A 581-nucleotide genomic window follows, 5' to 3' on the forward strand; every position below is an offset into this window, starting at 1 on the left:
GCCCTTTACTTCGCGGTGGCCAACCCGGAGCCATCAGCATGCGGGCTTGCAATAAGAATTGCCCAGCATGTGCTTGACGCGCTATAACGCCGCCCGCGCATTTTCCGGGTAAGTATCCCAGGTCCGCCCCTGAAAAATGCGGCCATTGGCTTTCTTGTTGCGTTTTACGCCGTCTGCGCCCCATGCGCCCCACTGCTTGAAGAAAAATGCCGCGCCAGCGGCGTCTGCCTGACGTTTGACGTTCTCCACCCATTTCTCTTTCATGGGACGGGATTTCGGGCCGGATTCGCCGCCGACGATTACCCAGTGGATACCTGTCAGATCGAATTCGCCGATATCCTCCAGCAAAGGTTCCACAGACAGGAAGCGGATGCGCGCGCGAACCTTGCGGAGTTCGGCTATGCGCGGCACGCCATATTGGCGGTCTTCGACCGACACGCCCAAGCATACGTTTTCCGGGCAGGTACGATTGTGGAAATATTCGGGCAACCGGTTTGCGCGCTTGGTAAGAATTTGATAAGTGTGCCGCGGCGTGCGCTCCATGACCGAAAAAACCTTGTCGAGATACACAACCGGCACCT

1 protein-coding gene is annotated in these 581 nt (G+C 57.5%); it reads right to left on the reverse strand.

Annotation, left to right across the window (positions count from 1 at the left end; genetic code table 11):
* Positions 1-81: 81 nt before the first annotated feature.
* Positions 82-581, reverse strand: a 500-nt coding sequence (locus JNK74_29645) for a DUF5131 family protein (GenBank protein MBL7650338.1), incomplete at its 5' end; no start/stop codon positions are given.

It is taken from the genome of Candidatus Hydrogenedentota bacterium, from assembly GCA_016791475.1.
Taxonomy (GTDB): Bacteria; Hydrogenedentota; Hydrogenedentia; order Hydrogenedentales; family JAEUWI01; genus JAEUWI01.